Below are 17520 nucleotides of genomic sequence, written 5' to 3'. Positions count from 1 at the left end.
GCGTCGTGCCGCCACCAGTGGCGCGCCGGGCGCTGATAGCGGTGGACGCATGTCGCACTCACCCGCCCCGGAAGAGCGCCGCACCGAGCGCCGCGCTGAGCGTCGTCGCCGTCCGCGCCACCGTGCCGCCCTGCTGGCGGCCGCGGCCGCCCTGGTCCTGGGGGCCGCCGCACCTCCGGCGCCCGTCGCCCAGGGGATCGGCGACCGGATCTTCCCCGAGCTGGGCAATCCCGGCTACGACGTGGCCGCCTACGACATCGCGTTCACCTACCGGGCGAACGACCAGCCGCTGAACGCCGTCACCAGAATCCTCGCCCGGGCCACCGACCGCCTGGAGCGCTTCAACCTGGACTTCACCCACGGCACGATCTCCTCGGTCGAGGTCGACGGGGCGCCCGCGCAGTTCACCCCCACGGGGGAGGACGTGGTCGTCACACCGGCCCGCGCAGTGACGTCGGGCGCCGCGTTCAGCGTGATCGTGCACCACACCAGCGACCCGCGCGGCGGCGAGGGCAACGGCGGCTGGGTGCCCACCACGGACGGCCTGGTGATGGCCAACCAGGCGGACGCCGCGCACCGCGTCTTCCCCGGCAACGACCACCCCTCCGACAAGGCGCTGTTCACCTTCCGCGTCACCGCCCCCAAGGAGCTCACGGTGGTCGCCAACGGCCTGCCCGCCGGGCGCAGCACCGAGGGCGCGAGCACCACCTGGACGTACCGCACCCTGCACCCCATGGCCACCGAGCTGGCGCAGGTCGCCATCGGCCGCTCCGCCGTGCCGGAGCGCGCGGGCCCGCACGGGCTCAAGCTGCGCGACGTGGTGCCCGGCGCGGACCAGCAGGCCTTGGAGACGTGGACGGCGAAGACGCCGGAGCAGGTCGCCTGGATGGAGAAGAAGGTGGGGTACTTCCCCTTCGAGGCCTACGGCGTGCTGATCGCCGACGCCTCCACGGGCTTCGAGCTGGAGACGCAGACGCTCTCGCTCTTCGAGCGAGACCTGTTCACCAAGGGCGGCTTCCCGCAGTGGTACCTGGAGTCGGTCATGGTCCACGAGCTGGCCCACCAGTGGTTCGGCGACAGCGTCAGCCCCCGCTACTGGTCCGACCTGTGGCTCAACGAGGGGCACGCCACCTGGTACGAGTCGCTGTACGCCGAGGAGCGCGGCGGCCGGAAGCTGGAGGACCGGATGCGGGTGGCCTACCAGCTCTCCGACCAGATGCGCGCCGACGGCGGCCCGCCCGCCGCGATCAAGGCCCCGGCCCCGGGCCACAAGACCGGGATCTTCCGGCCGGTGGTCTACGACGGGGGAGCGCTCGTGCTGTACGCGCTGCGGCAGCGGATCGGCGCCACCGCCTTCGACCGCCTGGAGCGCACCTGGGTGCGGCGCTACCACGACGGGGTCGCCACCACTGCCGACTTCGTCGCCCTGGCCACGGAGGTCTCCGGCCAGGACCAGTCGGCCTTCCTGCAGCCCTGGCTGTACGGGCAGACCACCCCGCCCATGCCCGGCCACCCGGACTGGAAGGCGGCCCCGAAACCCGCGTGACGCCCGGGCGGGGGCATGGGACCATCGACGGGCCGGCACGGCGGCGGCCCCGGGAATCCCCGGGCGGCGCAGAACGTTGTCGGCACTGTGGGAGCCCCGGCGGGGCGACCGCCCGACAGCACTTCCCAACGACGTAAAGGATCAAATGACCTCCTCTTCTTCCCTTCCCCAGGACCGGCAGGACCGGCAGTCCCTCCCGGAGAGCCTTCGGGCCGACGCCCTGATGGAAGAGGACGTTGCCTGGAGCTACGAGATCGACGGGGAGCGCGACGGCGATCAGTACGACCGCTCCGAGCGCGCGGCCCTGCGCCGGGTGGCCGGGCTCTCCACCGAGCTGGAGGACGTCACCGAGGTCGAGTACCGCCAGCTGCGCCTGGAGCGCGTGGTGCTCGTCGGCGTGTGGACCTCCGGCACCGTCCAGGACGCGGAGAACTCGCTCGCCGAGCTGGCCGCGCTGGCCGAGACGGCCGGTGCGATGGTGCTCGACGGCGTCGTCCAGCGCCGCGACAAGCCGGACCCGGCGACGTACATCGGCTCGGGCAAGGCCCAGGAGCTGCGGGACATCGTCCTGGAGAGCGGCGCCGACACCGTGGTGTGCGACGGCGAGCTCAGCCCCGGCCAGCTCATCCACCTGGAGGACGTCGTCAAGGTCAAGGTGGTCGACCGCACCGCCCTGATCCTCGACATCTTCGCCCAGCACGCCAAGTCGCGCGAGGGCAAGGCGCAGGTCTCCCTGGCCCAGATGCAGTACATGCTGCCCCGGCTGCGCGGCTGGGGTCAGTCGCTGTCGCGGCAGATGGGTGGTGGTGGCTCCGGCTCGTCCGGCGGCGGCATGGCCACCCGTGGCCCCGGTGAGACCAAGATCGAGACGGACCGGCGGCGGATCCGCGAGAAGATGGCGAAGCTGCGCCGGGAGATCGCGGAGATGAAGACCGGCCGCGACATCAAGCGCCAGGAGCGCCGGCGCAACAAGGTGCCGTCGGTGGCCATCGCCGGCTACACCAACGCCGGCAAGTCCTCGCTGCTCAACCGCCTCACGGGGGCGGGCGTGCTGGTGGAGAACGCCCTGTTCGCCACCCTCGACCCCACCGTGCGACGGGCGGAGACGCCCGGCGGGCGGCTGTACACCCTGGCCGACACCGTCGGATTCGTCCGGCACCTGCCGCACCACCTCGTCGAGGCGTTCCGCTCCACGATGGAGGAGGTCGGCGACGCCGACCTGATCCTGCACGTGGTCGACGGTTCGCACCCGGCGCCGGAGGAGCAGCTGGCGGCCGTGCGCGAGGTCATCCGGGACGTCGGCGCGGTCGACGTGCCGGAGCTCGTGGTGATCAACAAGGCGGACGCGGCGGACCCGCTCGTCCTGCAGCGGCTGCTGCGCATAGAGAAGCGCTCGATCGCCGTCTCCGCGCGCACGGGCCAGGGCATCGAGGAGCTGCTCGCGCGGATCGACGCCGAGCTGCCGCGGCCCGCGATCGAGGTCGAGGCCCTCGTGCCGTACACGCGCGGCTCCCTGGTCGCCCGGGTGCACGCCGACGGCGAGGTGCTCTCCGAGCAGCACACGCCCGAGGGCACCCTGCTCAGGGCCCGGGTCCACGAGGAGCTCGCCGCCGAGCTCCAGCGGTACGTGCCCGCCGCGCAGTCGTAACAGACGGCAGTCGTCACGCACGGCAGTCGTCACGCACGCAAGAAGGCCCGCCCCCTCACCGGGGGCGGGCCTTGTGTCGTCATGCCCAGCGAGCTACTGCTCGACCGTCTACTGCTTGCCCGCGAACTTCTGGCTGAGCGCGTCGTAGACGCCCTTGGCCTCCGGGCCCAGGCGCGGGCCGGCCAGCCAGGTGCTGTTGGACGGGCCGATCGAGGTGTTGGAGATCAGCACCGGCTTGCCGTCCGGGCCGGGGGCGAACCAGCCGCCGCCGGAGGAGCCACCGGTCATCCGGCAGCCGATGCGGTACATCGTCGGCTGCGCGGGGTCGATCGTCAGCCGGCCGGGCCGGTCCACGCAGTCGTACATCTTCTGGCCGTCGAACGGCGGCGCGGCCGGGTAGCCCCAGGCGCCCATGCTGCGGATGGACTTCACCTGCGGGGTGGTGAAGTCGACGGTCAGGGCGTTGCCCACCGTCTCCTCCAGCGACTTGCCGGTGCCCGACTCGGACTTCACGTGCAGCACGGCGAAGTCGTACGGGGCGCCCGCGCCGCCGGTCTCGGCCCCCTGGCTGATCCACTGGGCGGAGGTCTGCGCCCAGTCCGCCCACCACACGCCGTACGGGGCGACGTCCTGCACCGGCGCGGTGTTGATCTGCGCGGCGGGAACGCCCTTGTCGTTGTAGGACGGCACGAAGGCGATGTTGCGGTACCAGCCGCCCTTCTGGCCGGCGTGCACGCAGTGGCCCGCCGTCCAGACCGTGTTGGACTTGCCCGGGTGTGCCGGGTCCTTGACGACCGTCGCCGAGCACACCATGTGGCCCTCGGGGCTGTCGAAGAACAGCTTGCCCACCGGTGCGGCGTTGTTGTGGTACGGCAGGGCGACGGCCTTGGCGTCGACCGGACGCGGCTCGGGATCGGTGACGCCCTGGTCGGCGCTCCCGCCGCCGGGCACCGTGCCGGGTGCGGCCTGGGTGGCCAGGGTCTTGTCGCTGGAGTGGGCGTCCTTCATCGTGTCGGGCTTCCAGTGGCCCTCGATGATGGGATTGATGAAGTCGCGGGCCTCACGCATCCACTGGTCCTTGTCCCAGTTCTTCCAGGCCCCCTCCTTCCACTTCTTCTTCCACTTCTCCACGTCCTGGGAGGAGATCCCCTTCGGCAGGCTGGGGAAGTCGTCGCCCTTCTTGCCGGCGGACGCGCTCGGCTTCGTGTCGCCGGCGGCGCTGTCGTCGCTGGGACCGCACGCGGTCGCGGTCAGCGCCAGCACGGCGGTCAGCGCGGCCGCGGCGAGGGCCGGACGCCTGGTGGATGGCATGGAGTGGGCTCCCCCTGTGATTCTTCGGCTGTGTCGGGCACCGGCGCCCGCTGCGTCGGCGCGTGGTTTTGTCATGCACCGATCCGGCGGGGGCCGGGTCGCCCCCACTATGCCGGTGCCAGCGGAGACGGACGCGCGCGGGTCCTCGGTTCCGGAACGAAGGATCTTGCAACCGGGCCGTGATCCGAAGCCCCTTGCGTCGTTGGTACGTACGGGGGAAGCCCGGCCATCGTTCACGGAGGCCGGTCGTCGTTCCACGGCAGGAGGAGGAAAGCGCGCCATGCTCCCGACCCGACCACCGTCGCCGACCCGTCCGAGGACGTCCCGGACGGGCCACGAGGGCGTCCTGGGCCGGCTGCGGCGCAAGTCGGCCCGCGAGGCCGCCGCCCGCACGTACGCCCGGTCGCTGCCCGTCGTGCCGGTGCGCGCCCGGGGCCTGACCATCGAGGGCGCCGACGGCCGCCGCTACCTCGACTGCCTCTCCGGCGGCGGCACGCTCGCCCTCGGCCACAACCACCCGGTCGTGCTGGAGGCCATCCGCTCCGTCCTCGACTCCGGCGCACCGCTGGACGTCCCCGGCCTGGCCACCCCCGTCGCCGACGCCTTCGCCGGGGAGCTGCTGCGCACGCTGCCGCCCGCCCTCGCCGCCCACGCCCGGATCCGCTTCTGCGCACCCGGCGGCACGGACGCGATGGACACCGCGCTGCGCCTGGTGCGCACCGCCACCGGGCGCGAGCCGGTCACCGTCCTCGCCCCCGGCGGAGCGGAGTGCGCGTGGGCACCCGCGCCCGCCGGGATCGTCGTCGAGCCCGTGCAGGGCGACGGCGTGCGCGCGTTCGGTGACGAGCAGCTGCGCCGCCTGCGCCACGACACCGCGGCCCGCGGCGTCCTGCTCGTCGCCGACGAGGCCCGCACCGGCCTCGGCCGCACCGGGGCCTTCTGGGGCGTCGGTCACTCGGGCGTCGTCCCCGACGTCATGGTCCTCTCCGGCGCCATCGGCGGCAGCCTCCCGCTGTCCGTCGTCGTCCACCACGACGGCCTGGACACCGGCGCACCGGACGGCGACGCCCCCGACGCCTTCCGCGGCAACCAGCTCGCCATGGCCGCCGGCACCGCCACCCTGCGCCACGTCCGGGAGAACGACCTGGCCCGGCGGGCCGCCGGCCTCGGCACCCGCCTGCTCGGGCGCCTGCGCGAGCTCGCCCGCGCGTACCCGTGCCTCGCCGACGTGCGCGGGCGAGGGCTGATGATCGGCCTCGAGTTCACCGCACCCGGCGAGGCGCCCGCCGACCGGCGGCGCAGGGATGCCGAGGCGCGGGAGAGCGCGGGCGAGCTGGCCACCGCCGTACGGCAGGAGTGCCTGCGGCGCGGCCTCATCGTCGGACCGGGCGGCCCCGGCTCCGCAGTGCTGCGCCTGCTGCCGCCGCTGACGCTCACCGACGGCCAGGCGGAGGCCGTCCTCGACCGGCTCTCCGACGCCGTCGCCGCCGTCTGCCGCCCCGGCCACCGCTTCCCCGTCCCGCGCACACCGAAGGAGGCAGGCGCCCCGGCCCCGACCCCGTGAGCCGCGCGCCGTACACCGCATGAACGTGTCCCTCCCCCTCGGTGCGTCCCCCGCCGGCCAGGACGGCATCCCCGCACAACAGCCCCGGCACGGCGCGCTCCCCGGGCTCCGGGCCGCCGGCGCCCTCGGCCCCGCAGAGCCGCTGGACCACCCCGACCCGCACACCGCCGCCGACGCCGCCGCCGTGGAGAACCTGCTGCGCTGCTGGGTGCGCGAGCACGGCATCGAACGGCCCGACGGCGACGTCCTCTACCTGCCCCTCAACGCCAGCGGCATCCCCTTGAGCGTGCCCGTGCGCTACTGGTCGCCCACCGGACACCACCGCTTCGGCCCCGCCACCCTCACTGGAGGGCCCGACGACGCCCCGCCCTTCGACGCCGTCACCCTCGCCGCCCTCCTCGGCCGCGAGGCCGCACACCGCGACGCCCCGGCCGGCCACCGGCCGGCCGGCGACGGCACCGACCTCGCCGCCCGCGTCGCCGACTCCGTGCGGCGCACCACCGCCTTCCTGACCGACCGGCGCGCCCGGCCCGCCGACCCCGACGCGGGCGAGCTCTTCCTCTACGGCGAACAGTCGCTCCTCTTCGGCCACCCCTTCCACCCCGCGCCCAAGAGCCGGGAGGGCCTGTCCGACGCCCAGGCCCCCGGCTGCTCGCCCGAGCTGCGCGGACACCTGCAGCTGCACTGGCTCGCCGTCGACCGCTCCGTCGTGGCCTGCGACTCCGCCTGGACCGAGCGCGGCCGCCCCGTCGACGCCGCCGCCCTCGCCGCCCGGCTCGCCGGCGCCGACCTCGAGCGCGCCCTGCCCCCGGGCACCGTCGCCCTGCCCGTGCACCCCTGGCAGGCCCACGACCTCGCCCACCGCCCCGAGGCGGCGTCCCTCTTCGAGGCCGGCCTGCTGCACGACCTCGGCGCCCACGGCGCCCCCTGGTACCCCACGTCCTCCGTGCGCACCCTCCACCGGCCCGGCGCCCCCGCCATGCTCAAGCTCTCCCTCGGCCTGCGCATCACCAACTCCCGCCGCGAGAACCTCCGCAAGGAACTGCACCGCGGCGTCGAGATGCACCGCCTGCTGCGCGGCGGCCTGGCCGAGCGCTGGCGCGCCGCCTGCCCCGGAGGGCTCGGCTTCGACATCGTCCGCGACCCCGCCTGGATCGCGGTGGACACCCCCGACGGCCCCCCGCTCACCGGCGCCGACGTCGTCATCCGGCACAACCCCTTCGGCCCCGGCGACGACGCCGTCTGCCTCGCCGGCCTCACCTCGCCGCGCCCCTGGCCCGGCCGGCCGGGGCCGGCCGGGGTGCCGGCGACGTCCTCCCGGCTCGCCGAGACCGTCGGCCGCCTCGCCTACCGCACCGGCCGGCCCGCCGGCGCGGTCGCCGCGGAGTGGCTGCTGCGCTACCTGGAAGCCGTCGTGCGGCCCGTCCTGTGGCTCGACGGCGAGGCGGGCATCGCCCTGGAGGCCCACCAGCAGAACACCCTCGTGCTGCTGGACGACGACGGCTGGCCGGTCGGCGGCCGCTACCGCGACAACCAGGGCTACTACTACCGCGAATCCCACCGCGCCGCGCTCGAGCAACGCCTGCCCGGCATCGGCAAGGAGAGCGACACCTTCGTCGCCGACGAGGTCGCCGACGAGCGCTTCGCCTACTACCTCGGCATCAACAACGTCCTCGGGCTGATCGGCGCCTTCGGCTCCCAACGCCTCGCTGACGAACAGGTCCTGATCGCCGCCCTGCGCCGCTTCCTCCAGGACGCCGCCACCGCACCCGCCACCCGCCGCTCCGCCCTGCCGCGTCACCTGCTGGAATCGGCGACCCTGCGCTGCAAGGCGAACATGCTCACCCGCCTGCGGGGCCTGGACGAGCTCGTGGGCCCCGTCGACACCCAGTCCGTGTACGTCACGATCGCCAACCCGCTGGCAGCGGGGGGAGGATGAGCCAGGTTTGGACGCGGAAGGGTACGACGGCACGACGGCACCCGACGGCGGGCAGGACGGCGGACGGTTCCCCGACGGGTGGACGGTGTCCGGGGGCGGCACGGACTGCGTGGACACCGTCGAACTGCGGCTGTCCGACGACCTGGAGGCGGCCCTGGCCGCCGGATACCCGGCGGCTGCCGCAGGGTTTCCGCAGGACGTCGGGTTTTCCCAGGATGCAGGGTTCGCGCAGGAGGCAGGGTTTCTCCAAGACGCAAGTTTTCTCCAAGAGGCAAGGCTTCCTCCGGACGACCTGCTGGACGGCGTCCCCGGCTGGGGGCCCGTGCCCACCCCGGCCGGCACCTTCCAGCTCGTCCCCGTACGGATGACCCGTGACCTGCCGCTGATCACCCTCTGGATGAACGACCCGGCGGTCGCCGCGTTCTGGGAGCTCGACGGCCCGGACACCGTCACCGCCGCACACCTGCGTCCCCAGCTCGACGGCGACGGGCGGAGCATCCCCTGCCTCGGGACGCTCGGCGGCGTGCCCATGAGCTACTGGGAGATCTACCGCGCCGACCTGGACGCCCTCGCCCGCTCCTACCCGGCCCGGCCGCATGACACCGGCCTCCACTTCCTCATCGGCCGTGTCGCCGACCGCGGCCGCGGCCTGGGCACGCTGCTCCTGCGCACCGTCGCCGACCTCGTCCTGGACCGCCGCCCGCTGTGCGGCCGCGTCGTGGGCGAGCCGGACCTGCGCAACACCCCCTCCACCGCGGCCTTCCTCGGTGCCGGGTTCCGGCTGACGGCCGAGATCGAGCTGCCCGGGAAACGGGCCGCCCTGATGATCCGCGACCGCGCGCTGCGGACGGTCCTGTAACGACCGGTTCCTTCCTGCCCGTCTTTCCTGCAGGCGTCCCCGGGTACGGCGCCTTCGGGCGGGGAGGCCGGGGCTTCGTACGGGATCACGGCCCGCGATGTCAGTGCCGCCCCGTAGGCTGGCCACGCTATGACTGCCACCGCGCCTTCCTCATCGACCACCCTGACCGACCTGCTGCACGCGGCCGTCTCCGCCGTCGGCGGCACCGAGCGGCCCGGCCAGGTCGCCATGGCCGAGGCCGTCGCGGCGGCCATCGACAACGGCTCCCACCTGCTGGTCCAGGCGGGCACCGGCACCGGCAAGTCGCTCGGCTACCTGGTGCCGGCCCTCGCCCACGGCGAGCGCGTCGTCGTCGCCACGGCGACGCTCGCGCTGCAGCGCCAGCTCGTCGAGCGGGACCTGCCGCGCACCGTCGACGCGCTGCATCCGCAGCTGCGCCGCCGCCCGGAGTTCGCGATGCTCAAGGGGCGCTCCAACTACCTGTGCCTGCACCGGCTCCACGAGGGCGTGCCGCAGGAAGAGGAGGAGGGGCTCTTCGACCCGTTCGAGGCGGCCGCACCCACCAGCAAGCTGGGCAAGGACCTGCTGCGGCTGCGCGACTGGGCCGACGAGACCGAGACCGGTGACCGCGACGACCTGACCCCGGGCGTCTCCGACCGGGCCTGGGGGCAGGTCTCCGTCACCTCCCGCGAGTGCCTGGGCGCCTCGAAGTGTGCGTACGGGGCGGAGTGCTTCGCCGAGGCGGCCCGGGAGCGGGCCAAGCTCGCCGACGTCGTCGTCACCAACCACGCGCTGCTGGCCATCGACGCGATCGAGGGCGCGCCGGTGCTGCCGAGCCACGAGGTGCTGATCGTCGACGAGGCCCACGAGCTGGTCTCCCGCGTCACCGGCGTGGCCACGGGCGAGCTCACGCCCGGGCAGGTCAACCGCGCGGTGCGCCGGGCGGCCAAGCTCGTCGACGAGAAGGCCGCGGACGCCCTGCAGACGGCGTCCGAGAGCTTCGAGCGGCTGATGGAGCTGGCCCTGCCCGGCCGGCTGGAGGAGCTCCCGGAGGACCTGGGCCACTGCCTGATGGCCCTGCGCGACGCCTCCCGCACGGTGGTCACGGCCCTGGGCAACACGCGCGACAAGTCGGTGCAGGACGAGGACGCGGTCCGCAAGCAGGCCCTGGCCGCCGTGGAGAACGTCCACACGGTCGCCGAGCGCATCCTGCAGGGCTCGGAGTACGACGTCGTCTGGTACGAGCGGCACGACCGCTACGGTGCCTCGCTGCGCGTGGCGCCCCTGTCGGTGTCCGGGCTGCTGAGGGAGAAGCTCTTCGCCGAGCGCTCGGTGGTGCTCACCTCGGCGACGCTCAAGCTCGGCGGCGACTTCAACGGGGTGGGGGCTTCGCTCGGGCTGGCCCCGGAGGGCGTCGAGGGGGAGGACTGCCCCGAGTGGAAGGGCGTCGACGTCGGCTCCCCCTTCGACTACCGCAAGCAGGGCATCCTCTACGTCGCCCGCCACCTGTCCCAGCCGGGGCGGGAGGGCAACCGCACCGACATGCTGGACGAACTGGCCGAGCTGGTGGAGGCGGCCGGCGGCCGGACGCTGGGGCTGTTCTCCTCCATGCGGGGCGCGCAGGCCGCCGCGGAGGCGCTGCGCGGACGGCTGGAGACGCCGATCCTGCTGCAGGGCGAGGACACGCTCGGCGAGCTGATCAAGAACTTCGCGGCCGACCCCCGGACCTGCCTGTTCGGCACGCTGTCCCTGTGGCAGGGCGTCGACGTGCCCGGGGCGAGCTGCCAGCTGGTCGTCATGGACCGGGTGCCCTTCCCGCGCCCGGACGACCCGCTGATGAGCGCCCGGCAGCGGGCCGTGGAGGACGCCGGCGGCAACGGCTTCATGGCCGTGGCCGCCACGCACGCGGCCCTGCTCATGGCCCAGGGCGCGGGGCGCCTGGTGCGGGCCTCCGGGGACCGGGGCGTGGTGGCGGTGCTCGACCCGCGGCTGGCGACGGCTCGCTACGGGTCGTTCCTGCGGTCGTCCATGCCCGACTTCTGGTACACCACCGACCGCAACCAGGTGCGCCGCTCGCTGGCGGCCATCGACGCGGCTGCCACGGCGGAGGGTCGCTGACGCGGGCAGCGGCGCGTTCGGCACGTCCGTACGCGGACACAGCGGACACAACGGAGACGGGCCCCGGAACCACGGCAGTGGTTCCGGGGCCCGTCACGAGCCGGGGTGGTCTTACACCCGGGTGTCACACCCTCCGCAGCACGGCCACGACCTTGCCCAGGATGGTGGCCTCGTCGCCGGGGATCGGCTGGTAAGCGGAGTTGTGCGGGATCAGCCAGACGTGGCCGTCCTCCCGCTTGAAGCGCTTGACGGTCGCCTCGCCGTCGAGCATGGCGGCGACGATGTCGCCGTTCTCCGCGACGGGCTGGCGGCGCACCGTCACCCAGTCGCCGTCGCAGATGGCCGCCTCGATCATGGAGTCGCCGACGACCTTGAGGACGAAGAGCTCACCGTCGCCCACGAGCTGGCGGGGGAGGGGGAAGACGTCCTCGACGGACTCCTCGGCCAGGATGGGGCCACCGGCGGCGATCCGGCCGACGAGGGGCACGTAGGAGGCCGCGGGCTTGCCGGTGGTGTCGGTGGGCTGGGTGCTGGGCTGATCGGAGCCGCGGACCTCGTAGGCGCGGGGACGGTGCGGGTCCCGCCGGAGGAAGCCCTTGCGTTCGAGGGCCATCAGCTGGTGGGCGACGGAGGACGTGCTGGACAGCCCCACCGCCTGGCCGATCTCGCGCATGGATGGTGGGTAGCCGCGGCGCTGGACGGAGTCCCTGATGACCTCGATCACGCGCCTCTGCCGGTCGGTGAGCCCCGAGCTGTCCGCCCGGATGCCGGGGGGCCGTCCGGGAAGGGAGCGGGCGGGCTTCTGCCCCTCCGCGTTCATGGCTGTGTCGCTCATGGGGTGTGCCTGCGGGTGTGCCTGGTCGAGTCGGGTCTGGGAGCGGTCCTGGGCGGTGATGGTGGCGCTGTCTGCGGTGGTGGTCACGTCGGCCCCTCTCTGATGTTCTCCCTAGCTGGACAACGGTAGTTGCTTTCGAAAGGTTGCGCCAAACACACGTTCGAGTGAAATATCGGGGTTCGGCTGACTTGATCAAGGTTGAGGGTGTACGGACGGAGATCAATTCGCCCCATTGCGGTACTCTTCGTGCGTCCTGCTCCGAGTGGACCGCCGGGCCGGACGGCCCTTCGGTGCGACCGGACGCGGGCCCCGCACGGCGCTTCGCGCCGCCCTCGCAGGAGCCCGTACGGCGACCGCCCGGGCGCTCGCCGCCGTGGTGCCAGTGTGTCATCCGCGGGCTCCCGGACGTGCCGCGGGGCGCTCCGCGCAAGGTCGTGTCCCGCTGCGGCGGCGCGACACGCGCTGTGCCTCATTGACCGCTCGACACCAGATCTAGTGGTTTGATGGCGGCAGCTACCCACAAGTTGTGGTCGACGCCGGCCCCGGTCACTCCGGGGAGGAAGTCATCGCCTATGCTGGTGGCTGCTCGGCGAGGGCCCCTTCCAGGGCCTGTCGGAGCCGATGTTGCGCACGCTTTTTCCGAGCGCGGCCGTTGTGAGGGTTTCCCGAGGGTGAAGGAAGGTGGAGAGCCATGCACTGCCCCTTCTGCAGGCACCCCGACAGCCGGGTCGTCGACAGCCGGACCACCGACGACGGCTGTTCGATCCGCAGACGCCGCCAGTGCCCCGACTGCTCCCGCCGGTTCACGACCGTGGAGACGGCGTCACTCATGGTGATCAAGCGCAGCGGGGTCACCGAGCCGTTCAGTCGCAACAAGGTCATCTCGGGTGTGCGCAAGGCGTGCCAGGGGCGCCCGGTCACCGAGGACGCGCTGGCCCAGCTCGGCCAGCGGGTGGAGGAGGCGGTGCGCGCCACCGGCAGCGCGGAGCTCTCCACGCACGACGTCGGCCTGGCCATACTCGGCCCCCTCAAGGACCTCGACCTGGTGGCGTACCTGCGGTTCGCCTCCGTCTACCAGGCGTTCGACTCGCTCGAGGACTTCGAGGCCGCCGTCGCGGAACTGCGCGAGGGCCTGCGCCGCGCCGAGGGCGCGGCCGCCGGGGACCCGGCCGGCAGCGCCGGGGAAGGTGCCGCGGTGCCGGCGCCCGCTGCTGCCGCCGACTAGCCGGCGGCGACGACCAGACCTGCTCGGCGCGCGCAGCGCGGCCGGGTGAACAGACACACTTCGCGTCCGGAAGAAATGGGCGCATGAGGGCGTTTTGCCCGTAACAGGGAGGCGGCATGACCGAGACGACGAGCGGCTCCGCGCGAGGTTCCCGCTCCAAGGGGAACAAGGGTGCCAAGGGGCTGCGCATCGAGCGCATCCACACGACCCCCGGTGTACACCCGTACGACGAGGTGGTCTGGGAGCGTCGTGACGTCGTCATGACCAACTGGCGCGACGGCTCGATCAACTTCGAGCAGCGCGGCGTGGAGTTCCCCGACTTCTGGTCGGTGAACGCGGTCAACATCGTCACCAGCAAGTACTTCCGCGGTGCCGTCGGCTCCCCCGAGCGCGAGTCCAGCCTCCGCCAGCTGATCGACCGCGTCGTCAAGACGTACCGCAAAGCCGGTGAGGAGCACGGCTACTTCGCCTCCCCGGCGGACGCGGAGATCTTCGAGCACGAGCTGACTTACGCCCTGCTGCACCAGGTCTTCAGCTTCAACTCCCCGGTCTGGTTCAACGTCGGCACCAAGCAGCCGCAGCAGGTCTCCGCCTGCTTCATCCTCTCCGTCGACGACTCCATGGAGTCGATCCTCGACTGGTACAAGGAAGAGGGGATGATCTTCAAGGGCGGCTCCGGCGCCGGCCTGAACCTCTCCCGCATCCGCTCCTCCAAGGAGCTGCTGTCCTCCGGCGGCAACGCCTCCGGCCCGGTCTCCTTCATGCGCGGCGCCGACGCCTCCGCCGGCACGATCAAGTCCGGCGGCGCCACCCGCCGTGCCGCCAAGATGGTCGTGCTCGACGTCGACCACCCGGACGTCGAGGCCTTCATCGACACCAAGGTGAAGGAGGAGGAGAAGATCCGCGCCCTGCGCGACGCGGGCTTCGACATGGACCTGGGCGGCGACGACATCACCTCCGTCCAGTACCAGAACGCCAACAACTCCGTCCGCGTCAACGACGAGTTCATGAAGGCCGTCGAGACCGGCTCGAAGTTCGGCCTGCGCGCCCGCCTGACGGGCGAGGTCATCGAGGAGGTCGACGCCAAGGCGCTCTTCCGCAAGATGGCCGAGGCCGCCTGGCAGTGCGCCGACCCGGGCATCCAGTACGACGACACGATCAACCGCTGGCACACCTCGCCGGAGTCGGGCCGGATCACCGCGTCCAACCCCTGCAGCGAGTACATGCACCTGGACAACTCCTCGTGCAACCTCGCCTCGCTGAACCTGATGAAGTTCCTGCGCGACGACGACCAGGGCAACCAGTCGTTCGACGCCGAGCGCTTCGCCAAGGTCGTCGAGCTCGTCATCACGGCGATGGACATCTCCATCTGCTTCGCCGACTTCCCCACCGAGAAGATCGGCGAGACCACCCGCGCCTTCCGCCAGCTGGGCATCGGCTACGCCAACCTCGGAGCCCTGCTGATGGCCACCGGCCACGCCTACGACAGCGACGGCGGCCGCGCCCTCGCCGGTGCCATCACCTCGCTGATGACCGGTACGTCCTACCGCCGCTCCGCCGAGCTGGCCGCCGTCGTCGGCCCGTACGACGGCTACGCCCGCAACGCCGACGCCCACAAGCGCGTCATGAAGCAGCACGCCGACGCCAACGCCGCCGCCCGGCGCATGGACGACCTGGACACCCCGGTGTGGGCCGCGGCCACCGAGGCCTGGCAGGACGTCCTGCGGCTCGGCGAGAAGGACGGTTTCCGCAACGCCCAGGCCTCCGTGCTGGCCCCCACCGGCACCATCGGCCTGATGATGGACTGCGACACCACGGGCGTCGAGCCGGACCTGGCCCTGGTCAAGTTCAAGAAGCTCGTCGGCGGCGGCTCCATGCAGATCGTGAACAACACGGTCCCCAAGGCGCTCAAGCGGCTCGGCTACCAGGCCGAGCAGGTCGAGGCGATCGTCGCCCACATCGCCGAGCACGGCAACGTGATCGACGCCCCGGGCCTCAAGCGCGAGCACTACGAGGTCTTCGACTGCGCCATGGGCGAGCGCGCGATCTCCGCCATGGGCCACGTGCGCATGATGGCCGCCGCGCAGCCGTTCCTCTCCGGCGCCATCTCCAAGACCGTGAACCTGCCGGAGTCGGCCACGGTCGAGGAGGTGGAGGAGGTCTACTTCGAGGGCTGGAAGCTGGGCCTGAAGGCCCTCGCGATCTACCGCGACAACTGCAAGGTCGGCCAGCCGCTCTCCGCGAAGAAGAAGGAGGAGGCCAAGGCCGCGACGGCCGCCCCCGCCGCCGCGGAGAAGGTCGTCGAGTACCGCCCGGTCCGCAAGCGCCTGCCCAAGGGCCGCCCGGGGATCACCACCTCCTTCACGGTGGGCGGTGCCGAGGGCTACATGACCGCCAACTCCTACCCGGACGACGGCCTGGGCGAGGTCTTCCTGAAGATGTCCAAGCAGGGCTCGACCCTCGCGGGCATGATGGACGCCTTCTCGATCGCCGTCTCCGTCGGCCTGCAGTACGGCGTCCCGCTGGAGACCTACGTCTCGAAGTTCACCAACATGCGCTTCGAGCCGGCCGGCATGACGGACGACCCGGACGTGCGGATGGCGCAGTCGATCGTCGACTACATCTTCCGCCGCCTCGCGCTGGACTTCCTGCCCTTCGAGACCCGCTCGGCCCTGGGCATCCACTCCGCCGAGGAGCGCCAGCGCCACCTGGAGACCGGCTCCTACGAGCCGATCGAGGAGGAGGTCGACGTCGAGGGGCTGGCCCAGTCCGCCCCGCGCCACGTCGAGCCCGCCAAGCCCGAGCTCCCGGCCCAGCCGGTCGCGGCCCCGGCGCCCAAGCAGGCGCACAACTCCACCGAACTGGCGGAGATGCGCCTGGGCCTGAACGCGGACGCCCCGCTGTGCTTCTCGTGCGGCACCAAGATGCGCCGCGCGGGCAGCTGCTACCTGTGCGAGGGCTGTGGCTCGACCAGCGGTTGCAGCTGAGCACCACGCATAACTGAGTGAACGATGGGGAGCCGGCCGCTGCCGGCTCCCCATCGGCGTACCCGCCCCCTCCGGGTGGACTGCCGGCGTACGTGACCCACGCCACTGACGGGGCCGTAGGATGGGTCGGTGCTGGTCAAGTGGATTCGCTGCACGGTGGTCGACCGACGGGGTTTCGAGCGGGGGCAGCGGAAGTGGGCGGGGCTGCTGGGTGAGCCGGGTTTCCGGGGGCAGGGCGGCGGGTGGAGCCGGGCGCGCCCCGGTGTGGTCCACCTCTTCGCCTTCTGGGAGACCCGGGCGTTCTACGACTCCTTCATGGCGCGCTCCCACGACCGGCTCGCCGCGGCCCAGGCCGGCACGTACAAGGACGCCCAAGTGCGGCTGTTCGAGCACCGCTTCGATGTGAAGGTCGGATTCCGGCCGCAGTTCACCGACGCCGACGTGGTGCGCTTCGCGCACTGCCGGGTGCACGAGGAGCGGGTCGAGCACTTCGTGCTCATGCAGGAGAAGGTGTGGAACCCGGCGATGGCCGGCTCGCCCGGCATGCTGCGTGGTGTCTTCGGCGAGGCGCCCGGCCCGGAGTTCCTGGTGCTGTCGATGTGGAACTCCGAGGCCGAGCACGGCAAGTACCGCCAGGACCGGGTCGAGCGACTGGGGTTGCGGGCACAGACCGAGGCGGACGTCGCCGCGATCACCGGCGACGTCGTGCAGATGGAACAGGCCTGGACGGTCTGACGCGCGGCGCCGGCCGCCCCGTCCCCCCCCGCCCCTCAGGCGCGCTCCGGCTCGGCCGCGGCGTACGCGCCCGCCCGTACGGCGGCGAGCGCGGCGTCGGCCGCCTGCTCGGCGGCAGCGGCGTCGACCGGTTCCCGGGTGACGAACAGACGGAAGTACAGCGGCGCGGAGACGGCCCGTGCGACGGCCGCGGCGTCGGTGCCGGCGGGGGCCTCGCCCCGCTCGACGGCGCGGGCGATCAGCGCCCCGCAGCGCGCGAAGCGCTCGGTGTAGAAGCCGCGCAGTGCGTCCGCCGCCCTCTCGGACTGGAACGCGGCCGCGATGAACGCGGTCGGCGCGGCGGCGGCCGCCGGATCCGCGAACGCCTCGACGACCTCCCGGGCCAGGGCGCGCAGATCGCCCTGCAGGGAGCCGGTGTCGGGCGGTGTCCAGGAGTCCTCGCCCGCCAGGTCCAGGGCGTCCGCGACGAGCCCTTCGACCCCGCCCCACCGCCGGTAGAGCGTCGTCTTGTGCACGCCGGAGCGTTCGGCGACGTACTCCACGGTCAGGCCCGGGTAGCCGTGTTCGACCAGACCGGTCAGGACCGCGTCGCGGACGGCGGCCCGGGTGCGCGCGGTACGCCCGCCGGGGCGCCGGGTGCCGGGGGTGGGAGGCGGGGACGGCTGCGAAGACAATTGCAACTCCGGTTGCGTTAGAGGGGTCGAACCTGTCATGCTGAGCGTAACGCAACTCGCGTTGCATTTGCTCGGAGGT

Annotated in this window: 12 protein-coding genes; 9 read left to right on the top strand and 3 right to left on the bottom strand. The window is 72.8% G+C overall.

All coding sequences use genetic code 11. The features are described from left to right. The first annotated feature begins 49 nt into the window (after positions 1-49). Both ABD361_RS07110 and hflX read left to right on the top strand, forming a co-directional pair. Positions 50-1546, top strand: coding sequence for a M1 family metallopeptidase (locus tag ABD361_RS07110; protein ID WP_344433931.1), 1497 nt, complete (start codon positions 50-52; stop codon positions 1544-1546). A gap of 145 nt (positions 1547-1691) precedes the next feature. Continuing rightward, a complete protein-coding gene (hflX, locus tag ABD361_RS07105; RefSeq protein WP_344433930.1) occupies positions 1692-3194 on the top strand; it encodes a GTPase HflX in 1503 nt (500 codons plus the stop codon). A 108-nt stretch (positions 3195-3302) separates the two neighbouring features. Here the strand turns inward: hflX and ABD361_RS07100 are convergent, their stop codons facing one another. Then, positions 3303-4505 carry a trypsin-like serine peptidase gene (locus tag ABD361_RS07100; protein ID WP_344433929.1) on the bottom strand — a complete coding sequence of 401 codons (1203 nt, stop codon included), beginning with the start codon at positions 4503-4505 and terminating at the stop codon, positions 3303-3305. A gap of 280 nt (positions 4506-4785) precedes the next feature. Between ABD361_RS07100 and ABD361_RS07095 the strand changes: the two genes are divergently transcribed. From ABD361_RS07095 to ABD361_RS07080, 4 genes are all read left to right on the top strand, one after another. Then, positions 4786-6069: an aminotransferase class III-fold pyridoxal phosphate-dependent enzyme gene (locus tag ABD361_RS07095; protein ID WP_344433927.1), complete on the top strand. Its 1284-nt coding sequence runs from the start codon at positions 4786-4788 to the stop codon at positions 6067-6069. 19 nt (positions 6070-6088) lie between these two features. Further along, the gene (locus ABD361_RS07090; protein WP_344433926.1) at positions 6089-8008 is read left to right on the top strand and encodes an IucA/IucC family protein; all 1920 of its coding nucleotides are present in this window, start codon (positions 6089-6091) and stop codon (positions 8006-8008) included. Between the two features lie 7 nt (positions 8009-8015). Continuing rightward, entirely contained in the window at positions 8016-8867 is an 852-nt protein-coding gene (locus ABD361_RS07085) for a GNAT family N-acetyltransferase (RefSeq protein ID WP_425583170.1), read from the top strand. 129 nt (positions 8868-8996) lie between these two features. Next, positions 8997-10985 (top strand): ATP-dependent DNA helicase, encoded by a 1989-nt coding sequence (locus ABD361_RS07080; RefSeq protein WP_344433925.1) that lies wholly within the window; start codon positions 8997-8999, stop codon positions 10983-10985. Positions 10986-11109: 124 nt separating this feature from the next. Here the strand turns inward: ABD361_RS07080 and lexA are convergent, their stop codons facing one another. After that, on the bottom strand, positions 11110-11907 hold the full coding sequence (gene lexA, locus ABD361_RS07075; protein ID WP_344433922.1) for a transcriptional repressor LexA: 798 nt from the start codon (positions 11905-11907) through the stop codon (positions 11110-11112). A 604-nt stretch (positions 11908-12511) separates the two neighbouring features. On the opposite strand from lexA, the gene nrdR reads away from it, so the two are divergent. The 3 genes from nrdR (at position 12512) to ABD361_RS07060 (ending at position 16767) form a co-directional block, all read left to right on the top strand. Continuing rightward, positions 12512-13045 (top strand): transcriptional regulator NrdR, encoded by a 534-nt coding sequence (nrdR, locus tag ABD361_RS07070; protein WP_344433921.1) that lies wholly within the window; start codon positions 12512-12514, stop codon positions 13043-13045. Between the two features lie 116 nt (positions 13046-13161). Then, entirely contained in the window at positions 13162-16032 is a 2871-nt protein-coding gene (locus ABD361_RS07065) for a vitamin B12-dependent ribonucleotide reductase (RefSeq protein WP_344433919.1), read from the top strand. A 129-nt stretch (positions 16033-16161) separates the two neighbouring features. Continuing rightward, positions 16162-16767 carry a YdbC family protein gene (locus ABD361_RS07060; protein WP_344433918.1) on the top strand — a complete coding sequence of 202 codons (606 nt, stop codon included), beginning with the start codon at positions 16162-16164 and terminating at the stop codon, positions 16765-16767. Between the two features lie 35 nt (positions 16768-16802). Here ABD361_RS07060 and ABD361_RS07055 read toward each other — a convergent pair whose 3' ends face one another. Beyond that, the gene (locus tag ABD361_RS07055) at positions 16803-17480 is read right to left on the bottom strand and encodes a TetR/AcrR family transcriptional regulator (RefSeq protein WP_425583169.1); all 678 of its coding nucleotides are present in this window, start codon (positions 17478-17480) and stop codon (positions 16803-16805) included. Positions 17481-17520: the final 40 nt, after the last annotated feature.

The organism is Streptomyces luteosporeus (genome assembly GCF_039532865.1).
In the GTDB taxonomy this organism is placed as follows: domain Bacteria; phylum Actinomycetota; class Actinomycetes; order Streptomycetales; family Streptomycetaceae; genus Streptomyces; species Streptomyces luteosporeus.
This window is presented reverse-complemented; position numbering and strand designations above follow the sequence as displayed.

Coding starts and splice junctions, on each gene's coding strand:
- ABD361_RS07090 (WP_344433926.1), top strand. CDS start 6,089: ATGAACGTGTCCCTCCCCCTCGGTGCGTCCCCCGCCGGCCAGGACGGC.
- ABD361_RS07080 (WP_344433925.1), top strand. CDS start 8,997: ATGACTGCCACCGCGCCTTCCTCATCGACCACCCTGACCGACCTGCTG.
- ABD361_RS07100 (WP_344433929.1), bottom strand. CDS start 4,505: ATGCCATCCACCAGGCGTCCGGCCCTCGCCGCGGCCGCGCTGACCGCC.
- ABD361_RS07055 (WP_425583169.1), bottom strand. CDS start 17,480: ATGACAGGTTCGACCCCTCTAACGCAACCGGAGTTGCAATTGTCTTCG.
- nrdR (WP_344433921.1), top strand. CDS start 12,512: ATGCACTGCCCCTTCTGCAGGCACCCCGACAGCCGGGTCGTCGACAGC.
- hflX (WP_344433930.1), top strand. CDS start 1,692: ATGACCTCCTCTTCTTCCCTTCCCCAGGACCGGCAGGACCGGCAGTCC.
- ABD361_RS07095 (WP_344433927.1), top strand. CDS start 4,786: ATGCTCCCGACCCGACCACCGTCGCCGACCCGTCCGAGGACGTCCCGG.
- ABD361_RS07110 (WP_344433931.1), top strand. CDS start 50: ATGTCGCACTCACCCGCCCCGGAAGAGCGCCGCACCGAGCGCCGCGCT.
- ABD361_RS07065 (WP_344433919.1), top strand. CDS start 13,162: ATGACCGAGACGACGAGCGGCTCCGCGCGAGGTTCCCGCTCCAAGGGG.